We start from the raw sequence: 17,075 nt of genomic DNA on the forward strand, positions 1-17,075 counted from the left end.
TGGAGAGCAAGAGTCGACACCTGAATCGAAGTAGTCGTTAGTGATCCCCTACGGGTCACATGACCTCACGGTTCTCAAACTTCCTAAAAGATCTCATCTACGGTGTAACGATTGTCCGTGACGGTGGGGAGAAACCTTCAGAGCACGGTCCCTTGCTTCGGGAAACGAAAACCTGTGGTCGGTCAACCACTCTTCTGTCGGATTTCTCAGTAACGACTCGTGGTGCCACGCTCCCCTTGAGGAGAGCCATCCCGGCCAGGCCAGACGACAGCCCACGTACTGCGGCCTCCGTACTCCACAAACACGGTTGGATAGGAGGCAGCGTCATCGGCCTCGGGTAGGCACGACGCCCGGTAACGGACAGGAGTGACATGGGCACCATCGGACGGGAATGGGCCGTCCGGGTCTGTATGGGCGCGCGCCATCTCGGCGGCATCCGCCCCAGGTAGTGTCCACGTGGCCCCGCCACTGGTGGCTATCTTGGCCGCGGCGCCCTCCAGTGCACGGTTGCAGCCCATCCGGGGCGTCTGAGTGATGACCTTGTGGACCAGGTCGGCGAGTCAGGTGTCACCGGCGCGGTCGACGATAAGGTCATGCACCGGTTGTGCGACATCGAATATCAGTTGGTCTCTCGAACGGCTTCAGGTGAAGACGGTAGTGTGCCGACCTTGTTGGACCTTCGATTTCTTCGAGAGTATGAGCCTCGCAGGGGAATCCGTGAGTACGTTTTTCTCCGGTTCCCCTGCGAGGCCACGGGGAAAGTGCTCGGCTCAGTCGGTAATCGTAGCCTGTTCATGGTAACGACGTAGACTTCGAGGCATCGACTGGAGTACCTTGTCGAGCTCTTCGTCGGGCAGCGAATCCACATCCACCCCCCGCGCCTGGAGTAAGTTGATGTTGTCGCGCCGGTCTAGGGCAGCAAGAATTGCATCGTAATCGTGCTCGATGCGCGGCTTCCTGACCGTGCCATAGCCTAGTACGAACTCGGATTCCTGTGCTCGGGTGAACCCTACATAGTACATGCGCTTGTTCTCTTCAGACATGACACGCTCGCACTGATGTAGGACCACGGTGTGATCGAATTCGAGTCCTTTGGCACCATGGATAGTGCTCACTACCAGTTCAGGATTGGATTGGAGGTTATGCTCCTTACGTTGCCGGTTGCGATGGTTGGTTAGTCGCTGGCGCATCGCGTTATACTCGATCTCGAATTCAAGAGCGCTGCGCTTCAGATCCTCGAAGAACTCGCCTCGGGTTTTGCGCTTGGCGTCTACCAAGGAAACCCACTCGTTGATCTGGTCGTTGTTTTGGAGCATCCAGTCGGACACCATCTGGATAATCATGTCCCGGCTCTTAGACAGTTTACGCGGCGGAACGATCTTGTCCAGATTTTCGTCAATGCCCTGGGCGATGGCGTGAGCAGCCTGATGGTGGTTTGGTACTTGGCTTACCTGGTCCCAGAAATCCTTGACGAACTGGCTGAAGACTGTGGTCGAGTAAGCTCGGTCGCTGACCAGATTAGCGATGCGCTGATTCGGCCATATCAGCCTTAGCTCGTGCTCAGTCATGGTGACATGCTTGCGGCTCCGCATAAGAAATGCGACTTGCTCACCGCGGTCCAAGCGCTCCTGTACCCAGGGTTTAACGAGGTTGCGCAGATAGGCTGGATAATGGGTGTCAAAGTCGGAGAGGCGCTCCCCGTACTGGTAGTTCAGAGTGACTGCGTCCTGGAAGGACGCAGCTGAGGGTGCCACCAGTGAGTTAGCCTGCAGACGGATACGGGAAAGGCTGTTGGCCTCAATGTCGGCCAGCAGCACGTTGGCGAAGTCCAGAACCTCCTGGTTGCTTCGGTAATTGGTGGTCAGCTGGTATGTCACGAAGACGCCAGAACCCTCCAAGGTGTTGAGCGCTCGAGGATTGGAAGCCCGGAACTCATACAACGTTTGAGCAGCATCACCCACGATGAACAAGTTTTCGCGGTGTTTGGCCACGTATTTCAAAACATAAATAAATTCGAATACTGAATTATCCTGTACCTCGTCGATGATGAGGTAGCGAGAGAGTACGTGTGGAGGTTCTGCCATCTGATCGATGCGCTGGTAGCAGATAATGATCTGCAGCTCCAAGCAGGTTTGCCCAATGTAATCGAGCATCTCGATTACCTGCTCATAGTGTTGCTCGATGAAGTTGTTGAGGTCTGTGGTCGCGGTGGGGTCGTTCCTGGACACAAGCCTCAGCAGCCTGCGGAACTTGCGGGCTACAGCCGAGTTCGGATAAAAGATATCCAGACAATTGACGATCGTGTCGATCGTGGAAAGCTCATGGTCGGGGTGGTTCAGCGAGTAGATATCGTGGATCATCCGGGCAATGGTCATCGAACCGACATCGGGGTTGCGTGCATGAATGTTGTCGGCTGCAGCGTTGGTGAACGACAGCACCGTGACCTCGGTTGGGTTCACCCCACAGCGGGTCAGGTACTCAATCCTTGCGAGGATCACCGTGGACTTGCCCGTCCCTGCCCCCGCCAGAACCAGAGCCAACGGTTCATTGGTGTGTACCGCCCGCGTCTGCTGACTGGAAAGGGTACGAGATAGCTGTACCCCATGATTAGGTGGGTTAGGGGGAGATGGCAACCCCGGTTTGAGTGTGTTGAGGTTTTCTAGCGTGTGACTCATAAGCAGATTCAAATTCTGCTTGACCAACTGCGTTGCTACGTCGGAGGTGCATACTCGGTCAATGACAGCATGAATCTTCCGGTAGGCCTCCAACGACACCTTATAGAATTCCATGCGGTGTAGCAGCGTTGCCATCGGTGCCACGACTTCTTCGCGTGTTTCCTGGGGGTCGGCGAAGGTCTCCTCGATGTGGTGACTGACCACGTCGGCGACCTCCATTGTCGACCAGGCCTGGGCCAAGTCGCAGATGCGCTCGTGCACGTCGTAGCTGTTCATCCATTTGGTCAGAGCGTCGAAGTCTACCTGTGGAGGGTTGACCGACGAACCGCCTGCTACGCTCCCACTGGCGTGGGTAAGCAGGCCTTCTGCGTCGTCGAGCGGGGCGTAACTCCAATCGACCATGACGCACTCCTCGCCCACGCCGCGAGGGCGAGCCCGGAGAGCGACACGTTCGGTGGTCGAGCCAGGGAGTAGGACGTACACCTCCATCCTATAGAGGATGTCGAGAGTGCGAACGGTCCGGTCTGTAGTCTCATCCTCTGTGAGAATGAGCGATTGTGGAGTCAGACCCAAGTAGAACTCCATGGGTACATGCAGCTGGCCCGAATTTACATGAAAAAGTGCTCCGCGGTCCGGTACCGGCATAGTCAGTTGCGGGTGCACGATTGGCGAAGTGGGGCTCAGATTGTCGGCCAGCGTCTGAGCAGGCATGATGGCCAACGGGACTGTATGGGTAGTGACCCCATCAGCATGCCTACGCGACTTGGAATCCATCCCAGGCCGGGCCATCGACGAGGCGTCCTGGCCCGTGCGATAGCGACCGGGGCGCACACGGTCGTTGATAACCCCAGCAGAGTTCCCCGAACCGGTGAGAGCCTTGCTGAAGTACTTGGGACCTACCTTGGGCGAAGCGACCTTGGCGATCGAGGCGATGTCGTCGAGAAGGATCGGCATAGAATTTGCGTCCTTTGAGCTGATTTCAGAAAAAGGTCGAAATAGAGGCGCCTAACCGCCGAAGGCCTGTGTGAACCACGGCGGTTAGGCGCTGGTCTGTTGGCTTGTACTCAAGTGGGTCAATGGATGTCACGGGGAAAACCAAGATTCATCGGCTACCAACATTTTCTGGTCACCGGCAGCGTCGATGTTTTCCTGCACATGCCCTTATATGGACGTCTGGCAACCCGCCTAATCACCAATTCAGCAATGAGTTCAGTGCGTCAAGAAGGGACCCCAATACAGGGTGGCCCCCTGTGCAGCAACGGTGACCTGCCGTAGAGCGGCTCATGGCACGCGATGCATCCCCCGCATGGAACGTGGGCGAGGGGGACTAGATCGTTGTTGGGAAATGTGTGCCCTGGCCAGTGGTCGTAAACCACCAACGACTGCTTGACCGGGTGCCCATCAGCCAGATGCGCCAGATCACCGCGTTGAGCGGCACGATGCGCTGGCACACCCTGGCCCAGGGCCCTTCGGTCGTACAAGCCTGATGGCGTTCCAACCCGAGCTGGTCCTTCAACGTCCAGCTGATCGCTTCAATCCGCTGGCGCAACCACCCCGGAAACACCCGCTCGGGCTCGTCCTGGTGCCGCGGGCGCACCAGAACGTGCCCCAGACCCGCAGCGGCGTGCTCGATCCCTGCCCCGGCGAACCCTTTGTCGCACGCGACCGGGCACGGCACCGGGGCACAGTCTTGGACGTGCAGCAGGTGCACAGGGCCTGCTTGCGCTCGTCCAGCTCCTTGGGGTGAGCCAGGGAGAACGCGCACACCGATCCCTCGGCGGTGGTGATCAACACGAGCTTGGCGCCCCAGTAGAACGCGTGATGAGAGGTACCGCGGCCGTAGCCGACGATCTCTCCTAGGCCGGAGCGGTCGACCGTGACCCGTGAGGCGCCGCAGCGCACCGGGGTGCCCGTCCATCAACCGCAGTTTCTCGTGCCAGGCGGGGGCGTCTCAGGCGAGCCACCGAGCTGCGTGGAGCAGGGCCGGGGCCAAGGCGCGCAGGTGGCTGTTGCACTCGGACTGGTTGGGCAGGCGCGGGAAGAGATAGCCGACCCGTGCTGGTGCGGCCCGCATCCGGTGCCGCTCGCCATCATGGCGCAACAGGACCTGGGCGGTGGCCACGCACACCATTTCGGCGTCGGTGAGCAGACGGGGCCACCCCGCCCGGTGGGGCCGGTTCGTTGAAGGGAGCCCCTCATCGTCCAGATGGACGTAGAGTGCTGTCAGAAGGGCGTCAAGGTCGGTCATTAGCCACTGATCCTCGACGCCCTTCGCCGTGCTCTCAGCAGGTTCAGAAATTTCCCATCAACGATCTAGGCGACATTCCTTGGTGCTACGTACTTGATCCTTTGTGCTCCACATCGCGTTCCGGTGATACCGGGGCAGGTGTGGCTGTCGTACCGGGCGTCGCCGCAGGTGAGAAAGCCAACAAGTAGTCCTCAATCAGGCGGCGCGCCGCGGCGCGGGCCGGGCGGGCCCCTTGGTTAGGCGAGTAGGTACTGTTGACTGTGCGACATAGAACGTCGGGATCGATCGTCGGTGGAACCTTCTGCCCCAACTTCGGCTTTTCATCGATCAGCCGTGCATGCTCGCGCTCATAGGAAGCTACGAGGACTTCCTTGTAGGCGTCCCTGGTGATGGCGTTGAACGCCACCAACTCTGAGAAACGTCCAAGCAGCTCGGGTGGGAACGCTTCTTGGAGCCCACGAGTTAACTCCTGGCGTGACAGGGTCTGCTGTTCGAAAGAAGCTTGGAACCCCATCGGATTGCGGCAGAGAAACTCTCGGGCAGCATTGGTTGTAGCGATGATGATGACCTTGGAGAAGTCGATTACCTTCCCGCTAGCCATCTGCATCCACCCTTCATCTAGAGCGGCCAGAAACAACTGGTGGACTGCCCGGTCAGCTTTCTCGAATTCGTCGAGCAGAACGACACGGTACGGATTCGCCTCCAGCGAGTCGAAAGGTAATTCTTTATCGGAGTCGCTACCGATGTATCCGGGAGGCGCACCGATAATTTTCGCTGTGTCGTAGGGATGATGATACTCGCCCATGTTGAGCATAATTGGCGGCTGACCAGTCACCTGTTCGGCGATGATCTTGGTGGCCTCTGTTTTACCGACTCCGGAAGGACCTGCGAACATCCACGCATTGGGGCGCGTACGTGGAAAGGCGCCGAGCTCCTCGCGTCGCAAAACGTCGACTAGAGCATTAAGTACCTCCTCCTGACCTCGCAGTTGGGAGAGCCCGTTGCGCAGGGCCGCCTCGTCGAAGGTTGGCCTGAGTGCCACGCCGGTAGACAGGCGTAGGGCGACTGAGCGTAGGCGCGGTTCGGTGATGGGCAGCTGCGTCAGGCGTTGAAGCACCTGCGCAGTCGCGGTGTCGCCAACAGCCTGCGCCGAGGCGATTGCTGCCTGGTGGCTCACCACGGTGTCGGCCATGGTGCGGTCCAGCAATGTCAGTGCATTGTCAGGTCTATGTGCACTGGCCGAAGAGATTTCGTCGGCGACCCGGGCGACGACGGAAAGTACGTCGTCAGATACAGTGACCTTTGACTGGTAGTGCTGGACATAATCGGGGCGAGTGACCTTGAGTACCTCGACGGTTTGTTCGCGGGTGAGCTCGTCGACAATCAACCGAGTAAACCTGCGTTTGAGTGCGGGATCGTTGTCGAAACCCCTGGACTCCTGTAGGGTCGTCGCACCGATCACGCGGATGTCACCACGTGCGAGTGCAGGTTTAAGTATCTGAGCGATCTTTTCATAGGTGGAGTCCGCTGAGTGACCTCCTGAGGACTTAGTGATTTGGTGGATCTCATCTACAAAAAGGATAGCCTTCTCCTCGGGAGAGGACAAGAATTCCACCAAAGCGGACAAACGTGCTTCCAATACGCCGACAAAGCCAGCCCCAGCTATGAGACTACTCAGCGGCAATTCATAGATGGTGTAACCCTTGAGCTGCTGTGGAACATATAGGTCGTCGTCTGCGAGACGGCGAGCGATATCTTCAACAATACGTGTTTTGCCCACGCCGGCGGCACCCACCAGAAGCGGGTTGGGCTTTGTGCGGCTCACTAGGACCGAAATGACTTGTGCGACCAGTGCATCACGGAAAGGTGTTGGTGATGTGTTCGAGAAGCGCTCATTGTAATTGACGAGTAGCTGTTTGACGTCATCATGGTCACTGGAAGGAACCCCGGAAATGCCGGCTGGATGCGCGGTATGGGGTGAAGCTGGGGCACCGGGTCCGCCGGAGCCACTCTGATCGTCCTGCTCTTGACTAGTGAAGTTGTGCAGGCCCATATAAATATCCTGTCATTCTGATTTCGTGGCGCAACCGACCAGAGCATCCACGTAGAAACCACGTTGGGGATGGTCGCGCGTGATGCCCTGGTCGGCAGGCATGTCGGTCAGATAGTGAGGCCGATCAGACGCCCGGCGATACCAGGTTCGATATGGCGCATACCTCGCTCGAACTTCTTCACCCAGTGGACGATCGAATCCCAATCGGTGTTGGAGATCGGAGCATAGTAGAGGTTGCGGGGATGCTCCTGGCGGTGGGCCTCAGGCAACCACTGGAAGTCGGTGATTACCAGGGAGATGCGCTCGGCGCGCTTTGGCGAGGCATTGATGTACTGCCAGATCTGCGCGTAGTCAGTTCCACCACTTACTTTAGGAATTTGACGAAATGATCTCCATGCCTGGTTAACCGATGCGTTCTGAGTTCTGAGCAAGGACTCCTGCGAAAGTTGGTGAGAAAAGCTGTTGAAATACAGATTCACGTTCAACTTTTTGGCCATGCGGATGAGCATGATCACGGCCTGTTGGTAATTCGACTCTTCGATTGAACCTGAACAGTCCAGATAGATGTGCAAGTCAGGAAGGTAGTGGGTGCTGGTGATGCGTCCAGGCTTGTTGTAGTCGTCCGGATCGCGACGGTTGGGCTTGCTGAAGGTGATGCGGGATTTCTTGAAGATGTTCTGAGAACGGTTTACCTCCTTTCTTTTCTTGAGCACGCGGGCGAGTCCGCTAGCCAAATCGATAGGAGTGGGCTGCTTCGCGCGGAACTGTACCTGTGCATAACGCCCTGATGGCATATACTTGTTTGTGCTTGCGTTGGCAGCCTTGGCAGCAGCCTGAGCAGCCGCGCGCGGTAGCGCAGTCAGTTTTGCCAGGTTTCGATGGGAGATCACCTTCACTGGCGAGTGAAGCGAAGCGTTGATCATCCGCCACTCTTTGTCAATCTCGCGTGCGGACGCGCGTGCATGCGCCTCAACGTTGACTAGCACAAGCGTGCGGGGCAAGAACAACTCGGAGACGAGGAAGGGTAGTACACCGGTGACTGGCGGCGCCCCCGAACCTTGCTGGCGGCGACGCTGTTCCTGCTCCTGCTCGTACTGCATGAGCAGGCTAACAATCACACGCGCAAAAGCGTATTCGTGGTTCTCCTGGTCATCCTCATTCCGTAGCACCAACGCTTCCGTCAGTCCGGAGAGTTTTAACTTCGTAAACTGGCTGAGGAGACGGGTAGAGTCAGCAGGCAGCACCGAAGAAAATATATGGATCTGCTGGTCGATCCACTTAGTGAAGTCATCGAACTCGGTCGATGATTGGAACCAAAAGCCGAGCGTCTCCGGTGCATAGGTGTAGGCGAGTGAAGCGAAGAACCCGTCACCGTCGATTGACCGACCGGCCAAAAGCATTTTGGCGGCAGGCAGCACATCAGAGGCTGCGGTATAGAGCACCATAGGTGATTTGGGCGGCATCCGATGACGCGAACCTGCCTGGATAACGAAGACCTCGTTGGCTAGGAGCTGCGAGGGAGTATAGTAAGCCAGGCCCTGACGATAGAGTGAACACACGGCGTCTTCAGCGTCGTTGTCCACGCCTGGCGCCATGGTGCGCATGATCAACTGTAAGATCGCGTCCTGGTCCAGGTTATTTCCCTGCGCGTCGAGCACCTGGACGGTTGCCCCCTGGGCCAGCGGCTCAAAAAATGGATCTACCAAAGCCGCTCTAATGTGGGGTGTCGGGTCGTAGAGCCCTGCGATCGGTATTTGATGGAGAGGATTGAGCAGGGCGGGCCGCTGATTCGACAGCACCAGGCCGCTCACAGGCGACACACCCTGATGGCCTCCTGTTCACCCCAGATCGGTGATGGGAAAGACGGGCGCTTCATCACGGCATTTCCTTTCCTTTGCATGTCAGGAGAGTCGGTCCCCGCTATGGTGATTCGTGCAGGGATTTTGAACACGACGGAGTTGAGGGCCTAAGTAATCAGGCCTTCACACCAGTGTCCACCAGCTATCTAGTAGCCCAAGGTGGAGCAGAAGGGCCGTACCACATCAGCCAGGTGGCCTCCGGTGTCCAGGAGCGCCTTCAGGTTGTCGGCGTCAACCATGGAGGTCGACAACAGCTGCACAAACGTCGACATGTGTTCGGGCTCGATCCGGTCAAGGTGCTCAGCCAGCTGGACCACGATCGTGGAGTTATCCGCCTTCTCGTAGAGGGCGAAGACGAGCGACCCCGATTTCTCGTTGGGAGTGAGGTTACTGACCAAGTCCTCGAGCGCACTGATAGTGGTGGCCTGCTTCAGCATGTCGTAGCAGCGGGGCTGAGGTACTTGAATCGAAGTGTTGGCCTGGCCATTCGTACCCGAATTGAGGTCGGTGGTGATTTCGTTGATCAGCAGATCGGTGAAGGGAGTATTGCCGACCATGCCTTCGATGACTTCGGTCAGCAGAGTTCCTTCCCGTCCGGAGCCGGTGTCTTCGTCGCCCAGGATGGTCTGGGTCTGAATGAGCTCGGACAGAAGCTGGTGGTCGGCTCGGTTCAGCCACTCACTCACTTGTTCGATGGTCCGCGGTGTGGTGAACTGGTTCATTTCCTCGCTCGCGTCTACCAGCGAGCTGAAGGCCACGGTGGTCGTGTCATCGTCGTCGAGCCCGTCTACGGCCGGCACTGCTGGCTTGGCTCGTGCGAAGACCAGGCTGGGATGGGCGGACAGCACCTTGCGCACGCTCGGGTTGAGTCGGTCCCCCAGGTGATCCATGAGTGTATGGGCGTTAGGGGTGACGCGGTAGACGGCAAACCGGGAGATTGACGCATCATCCAGGGCAGTTACGTTGCCCTTGTCATTGCCGGTCACCACGATCTTGACATTGTCGGGCAGACGGGTGTCACCGAGCTCGCGCTCGGTGGACAGAGTCAGGGCTGCGCTGGTTACGTCCGGGGTAGTGCGGTTGATTTCATCCAGGAGCAGAATGACCCAGTCACGCGGGTTGTCGTGCGCGTAAGAGACGGCTTCCCGCACCCGGTGGTGGGGGAAGAACCTCTGCTCATATGAGGTACTTCCGGAGACGGGGAGAAGCCGCGCCCCGATTAGATCGGATTTGTCGGCGAGCTGGTTCACCTGGATCACGTAACACTGCGAGTTCATGGACCGGGCCAGGGCCTTGATGATTGATGTCTTGCCGATGCCAGGCTCGCCGACAAGGAAGGGTACGGAACCCCCTTCTAGGTTGAGCTTAAGGACTGTAAGGAAGGTCTGGTCGAACTGCATAAGTAGGTGTTCCTGTATTCTGTATCGATTTGGTTGTGGAGTGTCAAGTAAGGTCTGTGGCTAAATTAGCAAGTGTGCAATGGGGGCTCCATGGCACTAAAAGTTTCGCCTAATAGGCCGCGATGCCTTTGTCTGAAAATGGCATCCCGAAAGGTATGCATTCTCTGGATCCGAGCACGACTCGAACCACACGCATGCAAGGCATAGAGCGCCAGCTGATGCTGCTTCATGCGCCGGTATTCTTCGTGGTTCAGGATGTCTTCTGGTGGATCAGTCTGACGTGGGCCGTCCAGGGCGCGGTATTTTTGTCAGGGGGTCATGTGCTACCACCTGCACTTAGCTCGTCTCGCAGTCCCCTTCCAACGGCCCACTTGGATGCCAGAGGATCAATATGGGGAGCGGTCAGCTAACACCGTGGACAGCAACGGGCTCATCTCTCCCATCTCCGTACCCGGGGCGGCTCCAGCCGCCCGGACAAGCTCTACTCGTCCTGGGGCCTTTATGGAAGCGGTCGCCCATAGCGGGCTCTTGTGAAGGGTTTCAGGTCGATGCGCTAGGACAAAAAGTGTCGCCATCAGGGGGGAGGAAGCGGACATAGGTGCCACCGATTAGACGCCGACCAGCCCTGTTTGCCGAACTGTCCCGGGTGCGGCCGGAGTGGGCCGCCGCCAGGTTGTGGACTTCCTCGATCAGCTTTGCCGCTACCTCAGCGGACATCTGCTTCGGACACGACCGCCGTATACTGAGTACTCAGGCCGTGGGGTGTGCCCGCACGATGTCCTCGCTCACCGGCCACAAGCTGAGCGTCCCCTTGTACAGGAGCGGGTTGACGAACACCCAGTGCCACTGGTCTGGGAGTACCCACATGTTGGGTGGTCGCGCACGCCACCGATTACATCGACGACTCCCACGATGTCAGCAGCGGTAAGGTTCTCCGAGCCGATGAGTCCCATGGCGGTGCAGTGCTCGCGGGCCCCCTGGGCGGTGGCACTGCCCGTGTGGATGACGAGCGGTCCCCGGCGGCTGGTCTGCCGGGTGCGGTTCTTGAGGTTGTTGCCCGCGTGCAAGATCGTTCGCGCTTACGGGTGACGCACCGAGAGGGCTTGCAGCGTCATGGTGTTCTCCTCTGCTCCTTGCCGGGGCCGCCCGCTCCCAGTGCCGCGGCCGCGCCTGTTGGTTGCCCACGCGTCGACGGTCTCGGGGACCGGCCAAACACTTGGTCCGGCAGCACGAAGTAACCGGGCGGGGGCATCCGTCCTTGCGTCGCTTGGTGACGTCGTTGTGGTAGCTGCGTACGGTGGACACGGACAGCGGGCCGCCGCCGGTGATGTGGCAGAGGCTGGTCACCTGCGGTCTTTGTCGGCCGGGGCGCACCTGGGGTCGCCCCTGTGGGCGTGGTGGTGCCATCCTCGGATGTCATTGATCTCGGTGTGCATGTCGACAGCGGTGAGGGCGCGGCGGATGCCGGTCAGCTCGGCCCAGGCGTTGCGCAGCCCGGGGCCCCAGTCGCTGATGGTGGTGGTCTCGTAGGTCTCGCCGCGCTCGGTGAGGATCTCGTCGATGTCGTGCCAGGTGTCGACGGCGAGCTGGGTGAGCTGGTCGCGTTCGCGTCGGGTGGTCATGTTGCTCCTTCGGTGGGGGAGGTGCCGCCCCCGGGGCGGGCGGGGGCGGCACGTCGGATCACGGGCGGGGCTGGATGGGCACGATCATGTGCAGGTGGGCGGCGTCGATGCTGAGCGGCGTCCCCTCGGGAACGAGCGCTGCGATACGGCGGCCCGGGGCGATGTGCAGGGTCACGGACTTGCCCTGCAGGGTGTTGAGCGCGTCGGACAGGTAGCGGGCGTTGAATGGGATGGGCGTGAATCGGCCGTGCCCGTCGGCGCGGATCGGGGTGGCGGTGGCGGTCTCGGTGGCGGCGACGGAGAGGCTGTCGACGTCGGGGCGCACGTACACGGGGGTGTCTCGGCGTTCCGTGGCGGCGACGGAGAGCAGCGCGGCGAACGCGCCGCGGGCGACGGTCACGGTCGTCTCAGACTCGCGGGGCACGAACGCGGCGATCCTGGGGAGCGTGCCGGGGATCAGGCGCAGGGTCGCGACGAGCGGCCCACTGCGGACGCTCGCCCATCCCTCCCCGCGCGGGTCGACACTCAGCCCGATGGCGGCGTGCGGGTAGCTAGTCTTGGACAGGAGCTTGGCGAGCAGACGGCCGGGCACGAGCCCGGTCGGCTCGCTCCCCCGGGTCAGGTCGGCGTAGATATGCACGCGCGTGCTCACAGCCCGGTACCGGTCGGTGGACTGCAGGACGAGGTCGCGGCCGTCGGCGCGCAGGTCGATGCCCCTCAGGACGGGCAGGGTGTCGTCCCGCTCGACAGCGACAGCGACAGCGGCGGCGCGCACCCCGCGCGCGAACTCCAGTCGGTCGACTCCCCAGTCGGCCGGCACCTGCGCGGGCATCGCGGGCCAGTCGTCGACGGGCAGCGTCATCAGCTCGGCGGTCATGTCACCGAGGGACACGGTGGCGCGGTCCCCGTGGTCGGTGATGGTCGCGGGCACGTCGGCCAACGCCTTCGCGGAGCCGCGCCTGGTCTTGACGAGCTTGGCCAGGGCGAAGTGCCCGACGACGAACCGCTCGTCGGGGCCGGTCGTGGTCCCGGGCAGGGTCACGGTGATGCACGCGTCGAAGTCGTAGGCGGTCAGGGTCGTGGTGCCGTCCTCGGTCTGGATGAGGAGCCCCCCGAGGACGGGCAGCGGCGGTCGGACGTGGTCGATGAGGGTGGTGGCGGCGAGCGCGGAGCGCAGCGCGGCCACGCTGGTGGTGATCATCGGAGGTTCCCTTCCGGGCCGGGTCGGACGGAGGTCAGGTAGCGGCGGGCGCTGCGACGCGAGGCGTCGCTGGCGAGCCGGAGCACGAGCGTGGTCAAGGCGGCCTGGACCATGTCGCGGTCGTTGTGCCGGTAGGTCGCCATGGCCAGGCGTCGACGGGCCGCGCGCAGGCGGCGGTTGGTGGACTGCATGGGGTTCCCCTCTCTGGGGGCAGGGTCCGGCGCGGGGCGGTGGGACGGGCGCCAGCCCCGTGCCGGGGGTCTGTCAGCTCGCGAGCGCGAACGAGGCGAACGCGTCGTTCTTGAGCTTGCGGACGCTGGGCTGCATCAGGACCCGCTCGGCCTCGGAGTAGAGGTGGTCGAGCTGGGCGATCAGCGTCGTGGTTCTCCTTGACGCTCTCCCCACCGACGTCAGCGATCAGGAACAGGCGTCGGTGCTTGTTGGCGAAGTCGACGTCCCGCATGCTCGTCTGCAGCACCTTTTCGGCTTCGATCTGGAAGACTTCGAAGTACTTCCAGGACAGACACAACGCCTAGCGCGTCTCGGCGACCTTAGAAGTGATCCCATTTGTGTGGCGGACTGAGAAGGTCGAACGCGTCTCGCGCAGAGCGCAGCGGTCTGGATATTCGCGCACACGACGGCGCGCATGCTGGCCGTCCCGTCATGGGCGTTCATCGCGGCGATGTACAGGTCAAGGTCGTTGGTGCCGTTCCCAATGGCCATCGCCTCGGGTATCTCGATCGTGATGAAGACGTGCCGTCCGTCCTTCGGCGACCCGGGGGCTTCGAAGTGCACGCCAGACTCGTCGGGCAGGGCGCTGAGGAGTCGGCCAGCTCCGCGCTCTGGATCGGGCTCCACTCCTCGCCCACGTACCCGAGGGCATCGGGCTCGTCGGCCTTTGGGTGGGTACGGACAGTGGTGTAGGCGCCGGGGACGGTCAGGGTCTAGACCCGTGCCTGGGGCCACTCAGTGAAACGTCGGTGCGCGGTGGGCCCCGAGGGGCCGAGTACCGCCGACAACTAGGTCTAGTCCTGCAACGACAGGTTGTTGTACTACTAAGTGCAGCTGGACGTGACCACGAGGATGATAGCGACCAGTACTTGACGCTCGCCGTGTCTGGTCCGCCCACCGCTCTGCGGGCGGGTGGGCGCCTCGGGCGTCATCCGCGGGAACAGTTCCCACAGCTTGTCCGACACCAGTCGTGCCACTAACGAAGCAGAGTAGGTGACCAAGAACCCCAACAAGATGAGTTCTAAAACGCCCGCTTGTCGTAGCCAACAGGGTCGTCCATGTCTGGAGTGAAGTCGCGGGCGGCGATCAATGCACGCGCCAAGGTCGCGTTGTCCCTGCCGAAGTAGCACCAGCCCCCGTTCTGAGACATGCTCTGGTCCGAGTCGGAAGTGACGATGCGCCAGTTGACAACCATCATCTGCACAGAGACGACACGCCCCGGATCAGTGCGCACTGTCATGATGCCGAACTCGTCGGGCTCCCAAGTGAGACTGGTGCCGTCGCTGAGGTCCAGACGTTGCCCTGACCATGGGTGCCAGGAGTGCACATGGTGGGCGACTTCAGGTATGGACATGGTTGTTCCCTCTCAAGGTGCGGCGTGACCGCTAGTCACCTGACGGTCAGGTCGGGGGTGAATTCTAATGGTCGGCGAGCATGACCTGCGCTGTTCGGGATATGCGCGGATCAACGCGGCGCTGACGGCTTCCACGCCCTCATCCCACGTGCGCACGGTAGGTGACCTTGGCGCGCTGCCCTGTCTTGAGCAGGACTGCCTTGCACTCCAGACAGGGCTGGATACTCGCCTGGTAGAGCCGGCAGGCGTGGAGTCCTTTTTTGCAGGTTTGCTACCGTTCCAGGTTGGTCAGCTTAGCGAAGACCAGGAGCGAAAGTTCATTGCCTTCCAAGTGCGATTTACGCTTATGTCTATGGGATTCTAGAGAGCGGTCATCTACGTGTTGAGTAGTTCGGGACGGCGGAGTTCGCGTCTGCGGGCTTCGTCGGCAGCCGGTGGAGCTAGGACAGGTCGTCCATGCGGGTGCACTGTACGGCCTCACACAACAAGTTCCATCAACGACCTGGGCGCTGTCCTCTCTCTAGGTGCACATTCCCGGGACGTTCACGTCACTCTTCTCGACTTAAGTACTGAGCACGGACGTAGGGTTTAGCGTCTCGTTCAGGTGCACGCTCGCCTAATCATTTCAGACCTATCATGCGGTTGATTAAGGCCCCGGCACAGGTGAGACCTGGGGACGCGGACAGGGCGATTGCCTCCACGAGCGCGGCATTGAAGGTCTCGTATGGGTTTCCCCAGCCATAGGGCTTTTCCATCGCTGACACGTACAGGGTCCTGCCCTCCTCGTCCGTGTACTCCAGAATTCGAAGGTCGTTGACCTTGTGCATGTGCAGTGCGGTGCCGAACCCGATGGTGGGGACGCTGTCATACAGGGCGTTATTCTTGCCGTTCTGACAACCCGTGCGGTAGAGCGCGTCCGCCTCTTGGACGATGTCGACAGCCAGGTCCAAGGGCACTGGGTGCCTGCGCGAGACACGGAACCCTAGGAGGCGGGATGGCAAGTGTACGGCAGGGGTGCGTTTCGTGAGCTCACTGCTCTCGAAGATTTGGTTTTCAGTATTGAATTCCGAGCCAAGGGCCATGATTATCCTTGCTTTTCAAGTCTTGCATACTTTGGGTTGCTCGCATCTGGCCGGACTGCAAAACGGCGCTGTGACTCTGTTTTGGGAAACCTGTTCCCCGATCTTGCATCTGGCCTCAAATGACTTCGGATCGCCTTTTCTGGAAAAGGTCGACCGCTTCGATTCCTGATAACTGCCCATTGTCCAGCTTGATTCCAAGGCTTATAGAGGGCAGATGTGATCGGCCGTTCAAATTGTTCCCGTCTCCGCGCCAGCGGGGATGGCCAGTGCCCTAGATAAGCGGCTCTCGTGCAGAATGGAAAGCACTGCTCCCGTATGAGTTTGGGTTTCGCTTGATGGTGATTCTCCAGATGCAAGCGAGGTGGCGAGATCGACATAAATCATGGCGAGATAGGGCTGACCGCCCTGTTAGGTGGTGCGGCTTCGCAGCTGCGTGACCGATATAGAGGGCCTACTGCCTCAGGGGCGAGGAGCACTCGTGTCTCCCACGCGATCCACCCAGACTGGACTGGTGAGGCGCTCTTGAGGCATTGCAAGGACTGGGTTTTTCGATTGTCACCGCACATCACATAGCTTGACGCGAGAGGACAGCTACTCCGCCCGTGTCTGTGCGCAGGAACCTCATGTGGTGATGCTCCTTGCACCTGGCTGTGGTCAGTCGTTGAACTGGATTCGCTACTCAAACCAGCGCAGGCCCTGATGCCCATGGGCAAACGCAGCGGCACGGGCGCCGGCGCGCGCCCACCAGGATCCCCGGGCGGGGGAGGGGCTCGCATCAACCGCCGCCGCCGCGGAGGACGCTGAACCCCCGCCTCGGGCACGGGCGCACTGCGAGGATGAGCGGACCAGGAACACCCGACGTGGCAGGAAGCGACACGGTGACACGGACGAAGGGAACCTCGAGGTACTGCGTGTTCTGCGCGACCCAACTCGGGCGAGGCTCAGACGGAGAGCACATCCTCCAGCAACGCCACCTCGACCGCTGGCGGTCCCAGCCTGACAGGAGCAGCTTCACCCTGGAGCACCACGGAGGCCAGCACGAGCCCGGCGCCCACACCAGCGACAAACCCTTCAAGGTCATGATCGACGTGTGCGGCCCCTGCAACGGGCTGCTCAACCACCATCTCGACAACCCGGCCACCAAGCCCAGCGACGCGCTGATGCACCACCTCGCACCCGTCTACGGCCTCGACGTGGAACACGTGGTCCGGTGGGCCATCAAGACCATCCTGCTGTGGCACCACCCCCAGAGCTACTACCCCTTCCTGCGCAGGCGCTACCAGGGCCGGACCGCGGAGAACCGTTGGACGGTGCCCTCCGCCGACCTGGTCGCGATGCGCGACGGCACCA

At 60.6% G+C, this 17,075-nt stretch carries 13 protein-coding genes and 2 pseudogenes; 2 read left to right on the forward strand and 13 right to left on the reverse strand.

The window, feature by feature from the left end; all coding sequences use genetic code 11:
• Positions 1–770 precede the first annotated feature (770 nt).
• The 13 genes and pseudogenes from ACSIH6_RS10915 to ACSIH6_RS10975 form a co-directional block, all read right to left on the reverse strand.
• Complete coding sequence (locus tag ACSIH6_RS10915; RefSeq protein WP_435108133.1) at positions 771–3,629, reverse strand: UvrD-helicase domain-containing protein; 2,859 nt, start codon at positions 3,627–3,629, stop codon at positions 771–773.
• 407 nt (positions 3,630–4,036) lie between these two features.
• Positions 4,037–4,923, reverse strand: a pseudogene (locus tag ACSIH6_RS10920) (hypothetical protein); the annotation flags it as partial.
• Between the two features lie 85 nt (positions 4,924–5,008).
• Positions 5,009–6,976 carry an AAA family ATPase gene (locus tag ACSIH6_RS10925; RefSeq protein ID WP_435108134.1) on the reverse strand — a complete coding sequence of 656 codons (1,968 nt, stop codon included), beginning with the start codon at positions 6,974–6,976 and terminating at the stop codon, positions 5,009–5,011.
• Positions 6,977–7,083: 107 nt separating this feature from the next.
• Complete coding sequence (locus tag ACSIH6_RS10930; protein ID WP_435108135.1) at positions 7,084–8,796, reverse strand: vWA domain-containing protein; 1,713 nt, start codon at positions 8,794–8,796, stop codon at positions 7,084–7,086.
• Between the two features lie 185 nt (positions 8,797–8,981).
• Positions 8,982–10,235 (reverse strand): ATP-binding protein, encoded by a 1,254-nt coding sequence (locus tag ACSIH6_RS10935; protein WP_435108136.1) that lies wholly within the window; start codon positions 10,233–10,235, stop codon positions 8,982–8,984.
• 1,343 nt (positions 10,236–11,578) lie between these two features.
• Positions 11,579–11,857, reverse strand: coding sequence for a hypothetical protein (locus ACSIH6_RS10940; RefSeq protein WP_435108137.1), 279 nt, complete (start codon positions 11,855–11,857; stop codon positions 11,579–11,581).
• 58 nt (positions 11,858–11,915) lie between these two features.
• The gene (locus ACSIH6_RS10945) at positions 11,916–13,058 is read right to left on the reverse strand and encodes a DNA polymerase III subunit beta family protein (protein WP_435108138.1); all 1,143 of its coding nucleotides are present in this window, start codon (positions 13,056–13,058) and stop codon (positions 11,916–11,918) included.
• The gene (locus tag ACSIH6_RS10950) at positions 13,055–13,249 is read right to left on the reverse strand and encodes a hypothetical protein (RefSeq protein WP_435108139.1); all 195 of its coding nucleotides are present in this window, start codon (positions 13,247–13,249) and stop codon (positions 13,055–13,057) included. Before ACSIH6_RS10950 ends, ACSIH6_RS10945 begins: the two co-directional genes overlap by 4 nt.
• A 73-nt stretch (positions 13,250–13,322) precedes the next feature.
• Positions 13,323–13,463, reverse strand: coding sequence for a hypothetical protein (locus tag ACSIH6_RS10955; RefSeq protein ID WP_435108140.1), 141 nt, complete (start codon positions 13,461–13,463; stop codon positions 13,323–13,325).
• 12 nt (positions 13,464–13,475) lie between these two features.
• Positions 13,476–14,024, reverse strand: coding sequence for a DUF932 domain-containing protein (locus ACSIH6_RS10960; RefSeq protein ID WP_435108141.1), 549 nt, complete (start codon positions 14,022–14,024; stop codon positions 13,476–13,478).
• A pseudogene (locus ACSIH6_RS10965) lies at positions 14,006–14,221 on the reverse strand (hypothetical protein); the annotation flags it as partial. The gene ACSIH6_RS10960 and the pseudogene ACSIH6_RS10965, both read right to left, overlap by 19 nt.
• A gap of 89 nt (positions 14,222–14,310) precedes the next feature.
• Positions 14,311–14,643, reverse strand: a complete 333-nt coding sequence (locus tag ACSIH6_RS10970; protein ID WP_435108142.1) for a hypothetical protein — start codon at positions 14,641–14,643, stop codon at positions 14,311–14,313.
• A 620-nt stretch (positions 14,644–15,263) separates the two neighbouring features.
• Positions 15,264–15,593 carry a hypothetical protein gene (locus ACSIH6_RS10975; RefSeq protein WP_435108143.1) on the reverse strand — a complete coding sequence of 110 codons (330 nt, stop codon included), beginning with the start codon at positions 15,591–15,593 and terminating at the stop codon, positions 15,264–15,266.
• Between the two features lie 73 nt (positions 15,594–15,666).
• Here ACSIH6_RS10975 and ACSIH6_RS10980 point away from each other — a divergent pair, with 73 nt between their 5' ends.
• Together ACSIH6_RS10980 and ACSIH6_RS10985 are read left to right on the forward strand one after the other, a co-directional pair.
• The gene (locus ACSIH6_RS10980) at positions 15,667–15,894 is read left to right on the forward strand and encodes a hypothetical protein (RefSeq protein WP_435108144.1); all 228 of its coding nucleotides are present in this window, start codon (positions 15,667–15,669) and stop codon (positions 15,892–15,894) included.
• Positions 15,895–16,603: 709 nt separating this feature from the next.
• A partial coding sequence (locus ACSIH6_RS10985) for a hypothetical protein (protein WP_435108145.1) occupies positions 16,604–17,075 on the forward strand: 472 nt, incomplete at its 3' end.

This window comes from Nocardiopsis synnemataformans, assembly GCF_965343085.1.
In the GTDB taxonomy this organism is placed as follows: Bacteria; Actinomycetota; Actinomycetes; order Streptosporangiales; family Streptosporangiaceae; genus Nocardiopsis; species Nocardiopsis alborubida.